Annotated in this window: 12 protein-coding genes; 7 read left to right on the plus strand and 5 right to left on the minus strand. The window is 66.4% G+C overall.

The window, feature by feature from the left end; genetic code table 11:
- Window positions 1-29 precede the first annotated feature (29 nt).
- Window positions 30-1634, plus strand: a complete 1605-nt coding sequence (locus ACQR1L_RS33590) for a glycosyltransferase family 39 protein (RefSeq protein ID WP_434862195.1) — start codon at window positions 30-32, stop codon at window positions 1632-1634.
- 204 nt (window positions 1635-1838) lie between these two features.
- Here the strand turns inward: ACQR1L_RS33590 and ACQR1L_RS33595 are convergent, their stop codons facing one another.
- The 5 genes from ACQR1L_RS33595 to ACQR1L_RS33615 form a co-directional block, all read right to left on the minus strand.
- Window positions 1839-2168 carry an HPr family phosphocarrier protein gene (locus ACQR1L_RS33595; protein ID WP_434862196.1) on the minus strand — a complete coding sequence of 110 codons (330 nt, stop codon included), beginning with the start codon at window positions 2166-2168 and terminating at the stop codon, window positions 1839-1841.
- Window positions 2165-2566, minus strand: a complete 402-nt coding sequence (locus ACQR1L_RS33600) for a PTS sugar transporter subunit IIA (RefSeq protein WP_006611446.1) — start codon at window positions 2564-2566, stop codon at window positions 2165-2167. The genes ACQR1L_RS33595 and ACQR1L_RS33600 overlap by 4 nt, the downstream gene beginning before the upstream one ends.
- A 131-nt stretch (window positions 2567-2697) precedes the next feature.
- Complete coding sequence (locus ACQR1L_RS33605) at window positions 2698-3222, minus strand: HPr kinase/phosphorylase (protein ID WP_434862197.1); 525 nt, start codon at window positions 3220-3222, stop codon at window positions 2698-2700.
- Complete coding sequence (locus ACQR1L_RS33610; protein WP_434862198.1) at window positions 3219-5006, minus strand: stimulus-sensing domain-containing protein; 1788 nt, start codon at window positions 5004-5006, stop codon at window positions 3219-3221. Before ACQR1L_RS33610 ends, ACQR1L_RS33605 begins: the two co-directional genes overlap by 4 nt.
- Before the next feature lie 197 nt (window positions 5007-5203).
- Complete coding sequence (locus tag ACQR1L_RS33615) at window positions 5204-5905, minus strand: response regulator transcription factor (RefSeq protein ID WP_006611449.1); 702 nt, start codon at window positions 5903-5905, stop codon at window positions 5204-5206.
- Window positions 5906-6122: 217 nt separating this feature from the next.
- Between ACQR1L_RS33615 and ACQR1L_RS33620 the strand changes: the two genes are divergently transcribed.
- From ACQR1L_RS33620 to ACQR1L_RS33645, 6 genes are all read left to right on the plus strand, one after another.
- Complete coding sequence (locus ACQR1L_RS33620) at window positions 6123-6851, plus strand: HugZ family protein (protein WP_434862199.1); 729 nt, start codon at window positions 6123-6125, stop codon at window positions 6849-6851.
- Window positions 6852-7329: 478 nt separating this feature from the next.
- Window positions 7330-9903 carry a CHAT domain-containing tetratricopeptide repeat protein gene (locus ACQR1L_RS33625; protein WP_434862200.1) on the plus strand — a complete coding sequence of 858 codons (2574 nt, stop codon included), beginning with the start codon at window positions 7330-7332 and terminating at the stop codon, window positions 9901-9903.
- Between the two features lie 254 nt (window positions 9904-10157).
- Window positions 10158-11771 (plus strand): phosphoenolpyruvate carboxykinase, encoded by a 1614-nt coding sequence (locus tag ACQR1L_RS33630; RefSeq protein ID WP_434862201.1) that lies wholly within the window; start codon window positions 10158-10160, stop codon window positions 11769-11771.
- 403 nt (window positions 11772-12174) lie between these two features.
- Complete coding sequence (locus ACQR1L_RS33635; RefSeq protein WP_434860615.1) at window positions 12175-12441, plus strand: hypothetical protein; 267 nt, start codon at window positions 12175-12177, stop codon at window positions 12439-12441.
- A gap of 720 nt (window positions 12442-13161) precedes the next feature.
- Window positions 13162-14610, plus strand: a complete 1449-nt coding sequence (locus tag ACQR1L_RS33640; protein ID WP_434862215.1) for an autotransporter domain-containing protein — start codon at window positions 13162-13164, stop codon at window positions 14608-14610.
- 382 nt (window positions 14611-14992) lie between these two features.
- Complete coding sequence (locus ACQR1L_RS33645; RefSeq protein WP_434860615.1) at window positions 14993-15259, plus strand: hypothetical protein; 267 nt, start codon at window positions 14993-14995, stop codon at window positions 15257-15259.
- Window positions 15260-15303 lie beyond the last annotated feature (44 nt).

The following is a 15303-nucleotide window of genomic DNA, read 5'->3' on the forward strand; positions in this document are numbered from 1 at the left end:
GCAGCCCTAAAACAGGCTACCGAGAGCGGATGTCGAGTACCTCTCTCCCGCCTGTCGCGGCGCGCATGCGCGGCCGTTTCCGACCGCAGCGGCTGGCCGCCTGGCTGGTGGCGCGCGCCACCGCGCCCGCAACCTCGATCTGGGTCGTGATCGGCTTTGCCGTGGTCCACGCGGTGCTGTGGACGGCGATCCTGACCAATCTCAAGGCGGCGCAGGACGTCCATATGGATGTCGCCGAGGCCTATGCCTGGGGCAGCCGATTCCTGTTCGGCTACGGCAAGCATCCGCCGCTGTCGGGCTGGATTGCCGGGCTGTGGTTCGCGGTGTTTCCGGTCAAGGACTGGGCGACCTATGCGCTGGCCATGGCGGTGAACAGCGCCGGGCTCGTCATCATCTGGCTGGCGAGCCTCAAGGTGGTTGACCGCCGCCGGGCGTTCTTCGTGCTGGTGATGGTCGCGCTGTATCCGATCTTCAATTTCAAGGGATTCAAATACAACGCCGATCTGCTGCAGCTCCTGACCCTGCCGCTGGTCGTCCTGGCCTATCTCAACGCCTTCGAGAAGCGCAGCGCCGTGTCCGGCCTGTGGCTCGGCCTCGCCGGCGCGGCGGCGATGATGACCAAATATTGGGTGCTGACCATGATCGGCGCCATCGGGCTGGCGGCGCTGCTGCATCCGGAGCGGCTGCGCTTCCTGGCCTCGCCTGCGCCCTGGGTCGCGATCGTCGCCATGCTCATCGCGATGATCCCGCATCTCATCTGGCTGTGGCAGGTCGATTTCGTGGCGCTGACCTATGCCGGTGATGTCTATTCGCTGTCGGATCGCGGCCGGGCGGCCACGCTGGTGCTGGGCTATGTCGGCCACAATCTGGCGCTGCTGGCGCTGCCGGTGGCGCTGGCGGCGCTGGTGCTGGCCTGGCCGCCGCGGTTCGCGTTCGCCAATTGGCGGCGCGGACCCAATCCCGGCGTCAATCGCAGCCAGGCGCTGAATGTCTGGCTGGTGCAGGCGATCGTCGCAGTCGGACCGCCGCTCGGCGGCCTCGCCTTCACGATCTATATGAAGACCGATTGGGGCATCTCGCTGTTCTTCCTGGTGCCGCTGGCGCTGGTGGCGATCCCCGCGCTGCGGCTGCGCCTGACCACGCTGCCGCGGCTCGCCGCGGTGTGGCTGGTGCTGTCGCTGCTGACCCTGATCGCCTCGCCCTGGATCGCCCGGCGCGAGATGGCCGCCAATCCGAACGGCGCCACCGGTTACGGCGCGCGCTCGGAGCTGGCGCGGGAACTGACCAAGGCCTGGCACGCCCGCTTCGGCTCGCCCTGGCCGCTGGTCGCCGGCTTCTCCGAGATGAACACGCCGATGACCTTCTACAGCCCCGACCATCCGCGGCCGTTCACGGTGCCCTATACGGCCGAGGAGACCTGGAGCTCAGGGCTGAGCACGCTCGATGACCTCAAGCGCGAAGGCTTCATCGGCATCTGCGACACCACCGACAACCGCATCGCTGCATGCGAGGCGTGGATGCTCAAGCAGGCGCCCAAGGCCGAGCCGCTGGTCATGACCACCCAGCGCTTCTTCCACGGCCAGGCCGGCCCTGCCATCGTTTGGAAGGTGTATATTCAAGGGCCGGGGAAGTAGCCCCGCGCGGCCGGAGGCCGTCCAAATTGGTGGTCGAGCTGCTGAGCGGAAAACGGTGCGCTCCCTCTCCCCGTTCTTTACGGGGAGAGGGCTGGGGTGAGGGGCCGCCACGCCCACCGACCGTGCGGAAAGCCCCCCTCACCCGGATTGCATCTGACGACGCAATCCGACCTCTCCCCGCAAGCGGGGAGAGGTGAAAGAAGCTCACACGCCTTCTTCGTGGAACTTGTCGTTCACCAGATCAGTGATCGCCTGCAGCGCGGCTTCGGCCTCGGGGCCGGTCGCGGACACCAGGATCTTCGTCCCCGGCGCCGCCGCGAGCATCATCAGGCCCATGATCGAGCGGCCGCCGACGGTCTCGCCGCCGCGCGTGACCCAGACCTCGGCCTGGAACTTCTCGACCATCTGCACGAACTTCGCCGAGGCCCGCGCGTGCAGGCCGCGCTTGTTGGTGATCAGGAGCTCCCGCGAGATCGCGTCGGCCGGCACGGCCGGCCCGGCGATATTATCCTGCGGCGCGTCCTCGTCGCTCATTTGCCGGCAAGCACCCGGCTGGCGATGGTCACGTATTTGCGGCCCGCCTCCTGCGCCATCGCGATGGCGTCGGGCAGCGAACGCTCTTCGCGCACCTTGGCGAGCTTGACCAGCATGGGCAGGTTGATGCCCGCAAGCACCTCGACCTTGGGCCGGCTCATGCAGGAGATCGCAAGGTTCGACGGCGTGCCGCCGAACATGTCGGTGAGGATGGCGACGCCGTCGCCAGTGTCCACGCGGTTCACGGCTTCGATGATGTCGCTGCGACAGAGATCGGAATCATCGTCGGCGCCAATCGTAACCGCTTCGATTTGTTTTTGAGGACCCATGACGTGTTCGAGCGCCGCCCTGAACTCGTCGGCGAGGCGCCCATGGGTCACCAGTACCAGGCCAATCATCGGATACTCCTCGCGGGCGCCTTGGGTGCACCGCACGAACGCGCCACTTTGACCATCCGGAGCCCTCGCGCAAGAGGGCATATTCGCGAGGCTCCCGGATTCTGGCATACGGCAGGAGAGCTAGCGGCGGTCTAATCGGTGGCGATAGTGGGGCTGATATGGTTACCAATTTGCTCCACACAATCGGCCGAAAGATTACCGGAACATGAAGTATTAGTGGTAATCAGTGCTGCTGCAACCATTGGGAAGGGGGCGAACCCCGGGCCCACGGGGACTCGCGGCAATTCGATACCGTTGAGTGTGACACGGAGCGCTTCGGCGTTCGGCAGACGGGCGGCATCCCCGGCCATGAGGTCGACGACGAGCCCCAGTTTTGCCTCCGACACATGGTCGCACCCCCGGATTCCGAGCCCGCGGACCTCGATCAGGCCGGCCAAAGCGGGGGCAGGGCTCACCCATATTTCTCCGCCGCGTGTGGCGAGATGAACACGGTCGTCGCCGACCAGGGTCGCGCGAGGCAGCTGTCCGGCGCGGCCGGCGAGAATCAGATCGAAGACGAGACGCGATTTGCCCGAGCCGGACGGACCCCGAATCAGGATCGCGAGTTCCCCCACTTGGACGGCCGACGCATGGATGCTGGCCGATTCGGCGGTCACGACGCCGGCAGCCGGACGATGAAGCGCGCGCCGGCGGACGTCGGATTGCCGTCGGCATCGACCGGGCCGGGCCGATTCTCCGCCCAGATCCGTCCGCCATGGGCGTCGATGATCTGCTTGGAGATCGACAGGCCCAAGCCCGAGTTCTGGCCGAAGCCCTGATGCGGCCGGTCGGTGTAGAAGCGCTCGAAGATGCGCTGCAGGGCGTCCTCGCGAATGCCCGGACCGTCGTCGTCGACCGTGATCTCGATCTCGGAGCGCACCCGCCGGCAGGTGATGCGCACCTTGCCGCCGGCCGCCGAGAATGACTGCGCGTTCGACAGCAGGTTGGAGATCACCTGGCCGAGCCGCGAATCATGGCCCGGCACCGAGAAGGTGTCGTTGACCCCGCGGCCCTCGAACCGCACCTCGACGGCGACGTCGGTGCCGTTCTTCTTGGTCTCGTTGGCGACCGAGGTCAGCGTGTTCAAGAGCCGGCGCAGGTCGACCAGGGTCATGTCCTGCCGCTGCAACTCGGCATCCAGCCGGCTGGCATCGGAAATGTCCGAGATCAGGCGGTCGAGCCGCTTGACGTCGTGTTCGATCACCGCGAGCAGGCGGGCGCGGCTGTTGTCGTTGCGCGCCAGCGGCAGCGTCTCGACCGCGGAGCGCAGCGAGGTCAGGGGGTTCTTGAGCTCGTGGGCGACGTCGGCGGCGAACATCTCGATCGCCTCGATGCGGGCGTATAGCGCGTCCGTCATGTCGCGCAGCGCGCCGGAGAGATGGCCGATCTCGTCACGGCGGCGGGTGAAATCGGGGATCTCGACGCGGGTCTTGATGCGGCGGCGGACGCGCTCGGCGCTGTCGGCCAGCCGTCGGACGGGGCCTGCGATGGTGCTGGCCAGCAGCAGCGAGAGCACGATCATGACCGCCGAGGCGACGCCGCCGACCTTCAGAATGGCCAGACGCTCGGCGGTGACCATCTGGTCGATGTCGTCGCCCTGCGTCGACAGCATCAGCGCGCCGTGGATGGTCCGCGAGCGCTGCACCGACACCGCGACCGAGACGATCACCTCGCCACGCGAGTTGACGCGGACCATGCTGCGCTTCTGGCCCTTCAGCGCGTCCGAGACTTCCTCATAGCCGTTGCCGTTCTCCGGGCCGTATTCGCGGTACAGCGGCAGGTCGCCGCGATTGAGCCAGGTGCGCACCGAGATCAGCGCGCGCTCGACGAAGCCGGGCTTCTCGCTCGACGGCGGCGGCAGGTCGAAGCGCAGCACGTTCTCGAGATTGCGGCTGTCGAGCAGAAGGCCGCCATTGGGATCGTAGATCCGCGCCCGCGTCTTGGTCGGCGAGATCAGCGTCCGCAGCACCGGCGCCACGCGCTCGGGATTGATCGGGAAATCGAGCGGTGAGTATTCGTCCGGTGCGCCATAGCTCTCGCCGGGCTTGAGATCGAGCAGGCGCTCGGGATCGATGGTAATGGTGTTGGTCTGCACCGTCGCCGAGGCGGCGATGGCGCCGGCGATGATTTCCGCCTGCACCAGCAGGCTCTGCGCGCGCGCATCGATCAGGCCGGCGCGGAACTGCGAGAGATAGAGGATGCTGGCAACCAGCGCGAGCAGGCCGGCGATGTTCAGCGAGACGATCCGCCTCGTCAGGCTCGAGAACGACAGCGCGAACAGGAACTGGCCGGCGCGGCGCAGCCAGCTGACCGGACGCTGCCAGCCGGAGACCTGCGGCGTCTCCTCGACCACCTCGTCCGGGGAGTTCAACGCTGGGTCAAGCTGCGTTCGATCGAGCAATGGGAGTGCTCCGATTCCGGATTTCGCAAGGGTCGTGCGGCGGTCTCCCGTGAGACCTCAACTCGCCGCACCAATTCGCCGCAACAATGGCCCCGTTCCGGCAACTGCGCTCAATATGCGCGCAGGCGTCGTAATCTACCCAATCAAGATCGCGACGTCAGCGCGCAATTTCGCATGACGTCGCTCCCAGCAATGCCTCAGGTTTCCTTGAAGCGATAGCCGACGCCGTACAGGGTCTCGATCATCTCGAACTCCTCGTCGACCATCTTGAACTTCTTGCGCAGCCGCTTGATGTGGCTGTCGATGGTGCGGTCGTCGACATAGACCTGGTCGTCATAGGCCGCGTCCATCAGCGCGTTGCGGCTCTTGACCACGCCCGGACGCTGCGCCAGCGCCTGCAGGATCAGGAATTCGGTGACGGTGAGCGTGACCGGCTCGTTCTTCCAGGTGCAGGTGTGCCGCTCCGGATCCATGCGCAGCAGGCCGCGATCCAGCGCCTTGGCGTCGTTCTCCTTCGGCAGCGCCGTCGGATCCTTCGGCTGCGAGCGGCGCAGCACGGCCTTGACGCGCTCGACCAGCAGGCGCTGCGAGAACGGTTTGCGGATGAAGTCGTCGGCGCCCATCTTCAGGCCGAACAGCTCGTCGATCTCCTCGTCCTTGGAGGTGAGGAAGATCACCGGCAGGTCGGACTTCTGCCGCAGGCGCCGCAGCGTCTCCATGCCGTCCATGCGCGGCATCTTGATGTCGAGGATGGCCAGGTCCGGCTGGCTGGTCCGGAAACCGTCCAGCGCCGATGCACCATCGGTATAGGTCATGATGCGATAGCCTTCGGCCTCGAGCGCGATCGAGACGGATGTCAGAATGTTGCGGTCGTCATCGACCAAGGCGATTGTGGGCATGAGCCTGCTTTCAGAGTCTGGTTACGCCGAGACTTCGAGAATCGAGATAAGGGCCGCGTATTTGGGCTTCGAACATGGTCAACGAGCAATGCAAGCTGGGCTGAAGTGTGACCGAGTTCCACAAATACCATGGCAAAGTCTTGTGCCATGCCCAAGTTTGTGGCCCGTTTAGCCGAAAAAAGGCCTTCATTGCAACCGGATGGACGAGGGAAAGACGATGTCCGAGAGCTTTAACCCTAACCGCGTGACCCGGTCCCTGCTGCGACGAAGCCGCCAAGGCGCGCTCGCGACCCTGATGACGGGCTCCGGCGATCCGTATTGCTCCCTCGTGAACGTCGCCACCGCCGCCGATGGTGCGCCGGTCATCCTGATCTCGCGATTGGCGGTGCATACGAAGAACATACTAGCAGATTCGCGCGTGTCGCTGATGCTCGATGAGCGCGCGCCCGGTGATCCGCTCGAAGGTGCCCGGATCATGCTGTCGGGCAAGGCCGAGCAGGCAACTGATGAGAACAGGGAAAGCCTGCGCCGTCGGTATCTCAATGCGCATCCGTCGGCGAGCGACTATGCCGATTTTGCCGACTTCTCGTTCTTCCTCATTCGTCTTTCCGGCACGCACCTCGTCGCGGGTTTCGGCCGTATCGTCGATCTCAAGCCGGAGCAGTTTCTCACGGATGTCTCCGATGCGGCTGAGCTGCTCGCCGCGGAGCAGGGCGCCATCGAGCACATGAACGAGGACCATCGCGACGCGCTCGGCCTGTATGCGACGAAGCTGCTCGGCGCCGAGCCCGCGGAGTGGCGCTGCAGCGGCTGCGATCCTGACGGATTGGATCTGATGGCCGACGGCCGGACGCTACGGCTCGATTTTCCCGAGCGCGTCACCACGCCCGGAGGATTGCGCAAGATGCTGGTGCGGCTTGCTGATGAGGCGCGGGCGAAGGACTGATAGTTGCTTGGAAGGACTGATCGTTCGTTCGAAGGCTGATCATTAGTTCGAGCGTGCATTGGTCGAATCGCATCTGCGCGCCTCGCAAGCGGTGCGCTCCCTCTCCCCGTTCTTCACGGGGAGAGGGTTGGGGTGAGGGGCAGCCACACGGGGATTCTAAATAGCGATCGCGCTCAGACTGTATTTCGCAATGCCGTTGATATCTACCGAAGAGCCTTTGTCCATCATACCCACTCCAGCTGCGTGACCCCGCCAAACCCTTTCACCGAGACCTCCCGTGCGGTTGCCCCTCACCCCAGCCCTCTCCCCGTAAGAACGGGGAGAGGGAGCGCAGCGCCGCGGTGGCGGCGTCGGTTAGAACAGCCGACACCGATATTGGCGGTGATCGTATGCTCCTCTTTCCTGGGCATCTCCCCTTTGCGTCGAACGCAGACGCGTGGCGCCGCGACTAAGTCTCCGTGATGGGCGGAGGTCCGGCATGAGAGGCTGCAAACGCGTGGCGATCGCGGTCGGAGCGGTGCTGCTCGCAAGCGCGTCCGCCCCGCCAGCTCTCGCCCAGAAGACCGATCTTGCCGCCGAGAGCGGCCGGATCATCGCGCTCAGCCGCGCCGGCAAATACCGCGAGGCGTTGCCGTTGGCGCAGGCGATGGTGACGCGACTCGAGGCGACGTCGAACAAGCGCGAACTCGCGGCCGCCCTGACCAATCTCGGCCAGGCGCTGGCCTCGCTCGGTCGCGATGCCGAGGCGGAGCCGGTCTACAAGCGCGCGGTGGCGCTGTACGAGATGGCGCTGGGGCTCGACAGCGTCGAGATCGCGCCGGCGCTCAACAATCTCGCCGCGCTCTATCAACGCCAGCAGCGCTATGCCGAGGCCGAGCCGTTGTTCGTGCGCGCGCTCGCCATCCGCGAGAAGGCGCTCGGCCCCGGCCATCCCGATGTCGGCCAGGCGCTGAACAATCTCGCCACGCTGTACGAACGCCAGGACCGCCATGGCGATGCCGAGCCGCTGTTCAAGCGGGCGCTGGCGATCTATCGCAAGGCCGCGGGCAATGACAGCGCCCCGGTCGCGACGCTGCTCAACAATCTCGGCCAGCTCACCAAGAGCGATGGCCGCGACCGCGAGGCTGAGCCGCTGATCCGGCAATCCCTCGCCATCCGCGAAAAGCTGCTCGGCCCCGATCATCCCGATGTCGCGCGCTCGCTGAACAACCTCGCCGACCTGAAGCAGCGCCAGCAGCGCGCCGACGAGGCGGAGCCGTTGTTCGTCCGCGCGCTCGCGATCCGCGAACGCGCGCTGGGGCCCGATCATCCCGATGCGATCACCGCCTTGAACAATCTCGCCGGTCTCTATCTGTCCGCGGGACGTCACTCCGATGCGCTGCCGCTGGTCGAGCGCCTCGTTCAGCGCGGGCAGGCGCAGCCGAAGGTCGCGCTGCCCGTGCTGTTTGCGGCCGGGCGCGACGGCCTGCTGCCGCAGCCGAGGGCGTTTGACGAGGCCATCGACGTGATCCAGCGCGGCGCCCAGTCCCAGGCGGCGGCCGCCGTCGACAAGCTCGCGGTCAGGCTCGCGGCCGGCAATGATCGGCTGGCCGAACTGGTGCGCAAGGATCAGGATCTCACGGCTGAAACCGAGACGCTCGACAAGGCCATCATCGCCGCGGTATCGCGTCCCGCCGCGCAGCGCGATCGCGCCGCCGAGACCCGCGACAAGGCGCGGCTGGCAGCTGTCACCGCTGAGCGCACCGGCGTGCGCGCGACGCTGGCGCGGGAGTTTCCTGACTTTGCGGCGCTCGCGAATCCGCTCCCGCTTCGGCTCGGCGACATCCAGTCGCTGCTGGCCGAGGACGAGGCGCTGGTCGCATTCGGCCTCGCCGAGCGCACGGCCTTCGTGCTGGCGGTCACCCGCGACAGCTTCGCGTGGAAGCCGATATCGCGTGATTCGGATACGCTGGCGCGGGACGTCATGCGCTTTCGCCGCGGCCTCGCTCCCACGGCCGCGACGTCCGACCGGTTCGACCTCGTCACGGCCCACGAGCTCTACCAGACGCTGCTGGGGCCGATCGACGCCGAGATCAAGGGCAAGCGCAGCCTGCTGATCGTGCCGTCAGGCGCACTGACGGCGTTGCCGTTCCACCTCCTGGTCACCGAGCCGCCGGCGCAAGCTATTCCGGATCGCGCGGCCGGCTACCGCGATGCGGCCTGGCTGTTGCGGCGTCAGGCCGTTGCCGTGCTGCCGTCGATCGGCAGCCTGAAGGCGCTGCGGGGCGCGGCGCAGACGCGGCGCGGCAGCCGGCCCATGATCGGCTTCGGCGATCCGGTGTTCGATCCTGGTCGCGCCGGCGCGCCGCCGCGGGCGGTCGACAAGCAGGCCGCGCGCAGCATCGCGACGTTGGCCTATACGGAGTTCTGGCGCGGCGCCGGCGTCGACCGCGCTCAGCTCGCGCGCGCCTTGCCGCAGCTTCCCGACACGGCCGACGAGCTCAAGGCGGTGGCGACCGATCTGGGCGTGGCCGCGGCCGATCTTCATCTCGGCAGCGATGCCAGCGAGACGACCGTGAAGCGGGCGCAGCTGTCGGATTTCCGCATCGTCTATTTCGCCACGCATGGTCTCGTCGCCGGCGACGTCAAGGGCATCGCCGAGCCGTCGCTGGCGCTCAGCCTGCCGTCCGCTCCGTCAGTGCTCGATGACGGGCTGCTGACGGCGAGCGAGGTCGCGCAGCTGAAGCTCAATGCCGATTTCGTCGTGCTGTCGGCCTGCAACACGATTGCGGGCGACAAGCCCGGCGCCGAGGCGCTATCGGGTCTCGCGCGGGCGTTCTTCTATGCCGGCGCGCGGGCGCTGCTGGTCACGCATTGGGCGGTCGATTCGGCGGCCGCGACACGGCTGATGACCGACACGTTCCACCGCCTCACGGAGCACCCGACAATGGGTCGCAGCGAAGCGCTGCGCCAGGCGATGCTCGCGCTGCTGGACGATCCATCTTCGTCCGGCGGCGCGGATCCTTCGGTTTGGGCGCCGTTCGTGTTGCTCGGCGAAACCGAAACGCGCTGATATATCTGTTGCATTGCAGCATCCTGGGCAGCCGTGATGATTGCCAACTGAATGAGCACCGCACGACGAAAAATGAGCGACGTGCATCAGCTCGCAGCGATAACCAATTCGGCCGGATCGTCTTGGCAAGACCAGCGTTGATCAGTATTAGGTCGGCGACCGCGCTTGGTAAGGCGATGTAAACGGTAACGGTCACCGCGCAACGCGCCACGCATTTCGCGCGCGAGTGATGCGGGCTCTCAGGAGGGTTCTTCGTGCAAGAGACGGGTATTCGCAACGGCGCCTTCGGTGCCGACAAGTTCGGCTTAAAGAACCTCAAGCAGGTGCATTGGAATCTCGGCGCGCCCCAGCTCTATCAGTATTCGCTGGCGGCGGGCGAGGCGGTGCTGTCGGCTGATGGGGCGCTGTGCGCGGATACGGGCGAGTTCACCGGTCGCAGCCCGAAGGACAAGTTCACGGTCCGCGACGCATCGACCGAGAAGATGTGGTGGGCCGGCAACCAGGCGATCACGGCCGAGCAGTTCGAGACGCTGTATCAGGACTTCCTCAAGCACGCCGAAGGCAAGAGCCTGTTCGCGCAGGACCTGTATGGCGGCGCCGATCCGGCATTCCGCATCAAGACGCGCGTCTTCACCGAGCTCGCGTGGCACTCGCTGTTCATCCGCACGCTGCTGATCCGCCCGGAGACAATCGAGCTCGACACCTTCGTGCCGGAGCTCACGATCATCGACATGCCGAGCTTCCGTGCCGACCCGAAACGTCACGGCGTGCGCTCGCAGAACGTCGTGGCCATCGATTTCGCCCGCAAGATCGTCCTGATCGGCGGGTCTTATTATGCCGGCGAGATGAAGAAGAGCGTGTTCACGACGCTCAACTACTATCTGCCCGAGCGCGGCGTGATGCCGATGCACTGCTCGGCCAATGTCGGCCCGAACGGCGACACCGCGATCTTCTTCGGCCTGTCCGGCACCGGCAAGACGACGCTGTCGGCCGATCCGAACCGCACCCTGATCGGCGATGACGAGCATGGCTGGGGTCCGTCCGGCGTGTTCAACTTCGAGGGCGGCTGCTACGCCAAGTGCATCAAGCTGTCGCAGGAAGCCGAGCCGCAGATCTTCGCCGCGTCGACCCGCTTCGGCGCCGTGCTGGAGAACGTCGTGCTCGACGAGGACAGCCGCGTCCCGGATTTCGACGACGGCTCCAAGACCGAGAATACCCGCTCGGCCTATCCGCTCGACTACATCCCTAACGCCTCGCGCACCGGCCGCGCCCCGCATCCGAAGAACGTCGTGATGCTCGCCGCCGACGCATTCGGCGTGCTGCCGCCGATCGCAAAACTGTCGCCGGCGCAGGCGATGTATCACTTCCTGTCCGGCTACACCGCCAAGGTCGCCGGCACCGAGCGCGGCCTCGGCAACGAGCCGCAGCCGGAGTTCTCGACCTGTTTCGGCTCGCCGTTCCTGCCGCTCGATCCGTCGGTGTATGGCAACATGCTGCGGCAACTGATCGCCGACCACAATGTCGACTGCTGGCTGGTCAACACCGGCTGGACCGGCGGCAAGTACGGCACGGGCTCGCGCATGCCGATCAAGGTGACGCGCGCCCTGCTGACCGCGGCGCTCGACGGCTCGCTCCGTAATGTCGAATTCCGCACCGACAAATATTTCGGCTTCGCGGTGCCGACCGCCTTGCCGGGCGTGCCGAGCGAGATCCTCGATCCCGTCAACACCTGGAAGGACAAGGCCGAGTTCGACAAGACCGCCCGCGCTCTGGTCGGCATGTTCCAGAAAAACTTCGCCAAGTTCGAAGCCCAGGTCGACGCCGACGTCCGCGCCGCCGCGCCGGACGTGAAGCTCGCGGCCGAGTAAGTTCGCCAACGCTCGTCGGGTCAGCCGCGGCTCGCGGCTGGCCCGATTTTGCATTTAATAGGTCACTATGGCGGCGCTAGAGCAGATGGCTTTGCCCGAAAGGCCCGAGGTCGCGCCCCACCCACAGCCGTCGTCCCGGCGAACGCCGGGACCCAGAACCACAGGACGGCGTGGTGAGGCAGGCTGGGCGCTCCAGCCTTCGTCAAACTTGGAATCGTGTTTGTGGGTCCCGGCTCAAGGCCGGGACGACGCCGGGGTGTGACGCAGCCGACTGCGCTTGCGCGTGAAAGGCGCGCGATCACCAGTGTGACCTCCCGCACGGAAGCCGGCGTTGGTGCCGCCTATCCTCCAATCATCGAACGGCAATGACGCCGGGATCGAATGATCAGAAGGGATACCCACCATGCTCCGCTCCATCCTCATCGCCTCCGCCGCTGTCCTGACGCTCGCCTCGTCGGGCGCCTATGCCGGCAACTCGTCCTCGATCGTGCAGAACGGCAATGGCAACGGTGCCGAGACCTTCCAGAAGGGCCGCAACAACGACAGCCAGATCATCCAGTACGGCAACGGCAACGGCGCCGGCGTGCATCAGATCGGCCGCAACAACAACGCCGGCATCGGCCAGAACGGCGACGGCAACTACGCCGGCGTGTGGCAGCGCCGCCGTTGATCGGTGAGTTGGAGCGGACGGAAGCGGGGGCCTGACACCCGCTTCCGGTTCGCTGTCCTGATCTCGCTCTATCCGACGTGCTCCCCTCGTCGACCGTCCGCAAGAGTTGCCCAGCTCGTTGCGTGAGACCCATCCAGTCCGACGCGCCATCCGGACAAATCTGCAATTCTGAATTGGCCAAGTTTCCGCGCATTCGCTGCGCCCTCTCCCCCGCGTGCGGGGGAGAGTTGGAGAGGGGGCGCCACGCGCACCGCCGCCGGAGTGGGCCCCCTCCCTAACCCTCCCCCGCAAGCGGGAGAGGGGACGTACCGACCGCGTGGTGACAGCGGGGCCAGCCTTCAGCCCGTTCTATCGGCCACAGTCGATTCCTCGTTCAGGCAATCAAGCCACCGCGCCCACCGCCTTGCCCTCTCCCCCGCGTGCGGGGGAGAGTTGGAGAGGGGGCGCCATTTGCACCGCTGTTGGAGCGGCCCCCTCCCTAACCCTCCCCCGCACGCGGGAGAGGGGACGCACCGCCCGCCGGGCGACAGCGGGGACAGCCCCATCCTTGAGTCCCGCGCGCCCCGCGAAAGATTTCAGTCCGTGTCACCTTGTTGCAACGGCCGCGGGCGCGCATTCGGTTAAGATACACGTCGCCGTGAGCGTCGTGGAGCTGGACTTCGCGGCCTCGTGACGTGCGCATCGGGCGTGATGCTCAAGGCAGGATGGGGCGGGGTGTCCATGACGACGAAGCAGGCTTCGCTGGTCTCCGTGATCGGGACAGCCGCCGTGCTGCTGGCAGCGCCGGCCGCTGCGCAGGTCGGTTTCATCGATACCAACGGCAACGGCTTCCTGCCGCTGAACGGGCCGATCGTCCTCAACCAGGCGCTCCCGCCCGGGCAGAACATCGCGGGCATCGTCCAGCTGGCGCCGAACCCGCTGGCCACCGTTACGCAGAACGGCTTCTACAACCGCACCGCCATCATCCAGGTCGACGGCACCAACACCGCCAACATCACCCAGTTCGGCGACTTCAGCCACGCCTTCATCATCCAGGTCGGCCCGACCAACAACGCCGCCATCGCGCAGACCGGCAACAATGCGTCGGCGTTCGCCATCCAGCTGGCGGCCTCTCCCATCACGGCGCTAGGCACCGGCTATCTGCAGCGCGTGGCGGCGAATCTCCTGTTCGCGCCGGAAACGGCCGCGGCACTTCCCACCATGGCCCAGCTCAGTGCGCAGGATTTCTCGCGGGACCTGCTGTCGCAGCTCGGCACCGGACGGGGCCAGGCGTGCATCGATCAGCCGCCGCCGGCCAGGGCGCCGCTGATCACCAAGGCCGTGCCGGCGGCGGTCGCGCCGCCGTGCAAGGTCGCGTTATTCGTCCAGGGCAATTATCACCACGGCGACCACGCCGATGCGTTCGGCTCGACCGGCTACAGCTATGATTCCGGCGGCGTGCTGGCGGGCGCGAAGTTCTATCTGACGCCCGAGCTCGCGATGGGACCGACGGCCGGCTACACCCGGACCGCCGCCAGCTTCAAGCAGGGGCTCGGCTCCACAGATCTGGACTCGTACCATTTCGGCGGCTTCCTGGCCTACGACACCCGCTCGTGGTTCGTTCACGCCATGGCCGCCTATGGCTGGAACGGCTACAACATCTCGCGCACCGGCTTTGCCGCGCCGATCACGCCGAAGACCAACGGGCAGAGCGCGGTCGCCGCGATCAAGGCGGCCTATCTGTTCGATCTCGGCATGGTGAAGGTCGGGCCGCTCGGCGGCTACACCTACTCGCAGAGCCATGTCAGCGATTATGCCGAAAACGGCGACCCCTTCCTGACGCAGACGGTCGGCAGCCAGTCGTTGCGGTCGTCGGTCGTCAGCGGTGGTGTCCGCTTCGAGCCGGGCGTTGCGGCGTTCGGCCCGAAGACCACAGGCTACCTCGACGTGACCGTCGAAAAGAACCTCATCAGCACCACGCGGGTGGTGCAGACGACGTTCACGCTGGCGCCGGGCGTGCCGGTGTTCACGCCGGTACGCCCGTTCGACGACACCTATGTCCGGATCGCCGGCGGCATCGGCTACGATCTCGCGGCCAATACGCGCCTCACCGTCTCCGCCGACGGCGTCGTCGCCGACCGCGGCACCCGCAGCGTCGGCGTCAACGCGGGCATCCGCTTCGGATTCTGATCTCGCTCATAGCTCTATTCGCTCTCTGACTACGTGGTCACCCGCGCGTCTCGCTGAAGACGGGCCGCCCTGTGAGGTGGTCGAGTCAGCACCTCACCCACCGCCGTCGTCCCGGCGAAAGCCGGGACCCATAACCACAGGACGGTGTGGCGACGTGCGCAGTTGGCTCCAGCCTTCGCCAAGCCGGCAGCGGTGTATATGGGTCCCGGCTCGAGGCCGGGACGACAGCTGAGCATGACGCGCCGGTGGGGCAAACTGGTCATGCGTCGACGCCTCCAATCACCAGTGTGACCTCCCGCACGGAAGCGGACGTTGCGGTCGCCTATCCTCCCATCATCGAACGGCAATGACGCAGTTCGAATGATCAACAGGGATAACGACCATGCTCCGCTCCATCCTCATCGCCTCCGCCGCCGTCCTGACGCTCGCTTCCTCGGGCGCCTATGCCGGCAACTCGTCCTCGATCGTGCAGAACGGCAACGGCAACGGCGCCGAGACCTTCCAGAAGGGCCGCAACAACGACAGCCAGATCATCCAGTACGGTAACGGCAACGGCGCCGGCGTGCATCAGATCGGCCGTAACAACAACGCCGGCATCGGCCAGAACGGCGACGGCAACTACGCGGGTGTGTGGCAGCGCCGCCGTTGATCGGCCAGGCGGAGCGGAAGGACGCGTGCCGCCCCCTCGCCACG

The sequence above is a fragment of the Bradyrhizobium sp. HKCCYLR20261 genome (assembly GCF_051168435.1).
In the GTDB taxonomy this organism is placed as follows: Bacteria; Pseudomonadota; Alphaproteobacteria; order Rhizobiales; family Xanthobacteraceae; genus Bradyrhizobium.

Bases quoted from the DNA above. Each gene is read 5' to 3' on its own strand.
- ACQR1L_RS33590 (WP_434862195.1), top strand. From the start codon at position 30: ATGTCGAGTACCTCTCTCCCGCCTGTCGCGGCGCGCATGCGCGGCCGT.
- ACQR1L_RS33595 (WP_434862196.1), bottom strand. From the start codon at position 2,168: ATGAGCGACGAGGACGCGCCGCAGGATAATATCGCCGGGCCGGCCGTG.
- ACQR1L_RS33600 (WP_006611446.1), bottom strand. From the start codon at position 2,566: ATGATTGGCCTGGTACTGGTGACCCATGGGCGCCTCGCCGACGAGTTC.
- ACQR1L_RS33615 (WP_006611449.1), bottom strand. From the start codon at position 5,905: ATGCCCACAATCGCCTTGGTCGATGACGACCGCAACATTCTGACATCC.
- ACQR1L_RS33620 (WP_434862199.1), top strand. From the start codon at position 6,123: ATGTCCGAGAGCTTTAACCCTAACCGCGTGACCCGGTCCCTGCTGCGA.
- ACQR1L_RS33625 (WP_434862200.1), top strand. From the start codon at position 7,330: ATGAGAGGCTGCAAACGCGTGGCGATCGCGGTCGGAGCGGTGCTGCTC.
- ACQR1L_RS33635 (WP_434860615.1), top strand. From the start codon at position 12,175: ATGCTCCGCTCCATCCTCATCGCCTCCGCCGCTGTCCTGACGCTCGCC.
- ACQR1L_RS33640 (WP_434862215.1), top strand. From the start codon at position 13,162: ATGACGACGAAGCAGGCTTCGCTGGTCTCCGTGATCGGGACAGCCGCC.
- ACQR1L_RS33645 (WP_434860615.1), top strand. From the start codon at position 14,993: ATGCTCCGCTCCATCCTCATCGCCTCCGCCGCCGTCCTGACGCTCGCT.